Source organism: Micromonospora sp. DSM 43699 (genome assembly GCF_055517075.1).
Genome location: NZ_JBTMMT010000238.1, coordinates 1 through 428, shown reverse-complemented (window position 1 = coordinate 428; position 428 = coordinate 1). Strand labels below are relative to the sequence as shown.

General features: G+C 70.1%; 1 protein-coding gene. It reads left to right on the top strand.

Annotated features, from left to right (window positions below):
• Positions 1–178: 178 nt before the first annotated feature.
• On the top strand, positions 179–428 hold a 250-nt coding region (locus AC0AIB_RS31425; RefSeq protein WP_465098115.1), incomplete at its 3' end, for a hypothetical protein.

Below are 428 nucleotides of genomic sequence, written 5' to 3'. Positions count from 1 at the left end.
ACCACACCCCATATCCCCATATGTGCGCGGCACTTGACAGCTCAGGCGGTCTGGACCAATCCTGCTGATCGACGTGGTCACGGCTCCTCCCACCACGGCACTGCCATCCGTCCCGCCGTCCGCGGCGGCCCCGCTCCCCCGGGGTCGCCGCACGGCCGGCCGAGGAGAAGAACCTGCCATGAACCTCATGACGACACCCGCCCCTCGCCGTCGGCCGCGCCTGCACCGCGCGGCGTCGGACATCCCGTACTTCAGCGCGGACGGCGAGGCCTACCTCGCGCAGACCGCCCTGCGTGAGCTCGACAAGTCGCGTCCGCTGCGGGTGCTGTCCGAGGAGGACTTCGCCCACTGGCAGACGTACGGCTACGTCATCGTCCGCGAGGCGGTCCCGGCCTCGGTGGCACGTGAACTGCTGGACTTCACCTGGG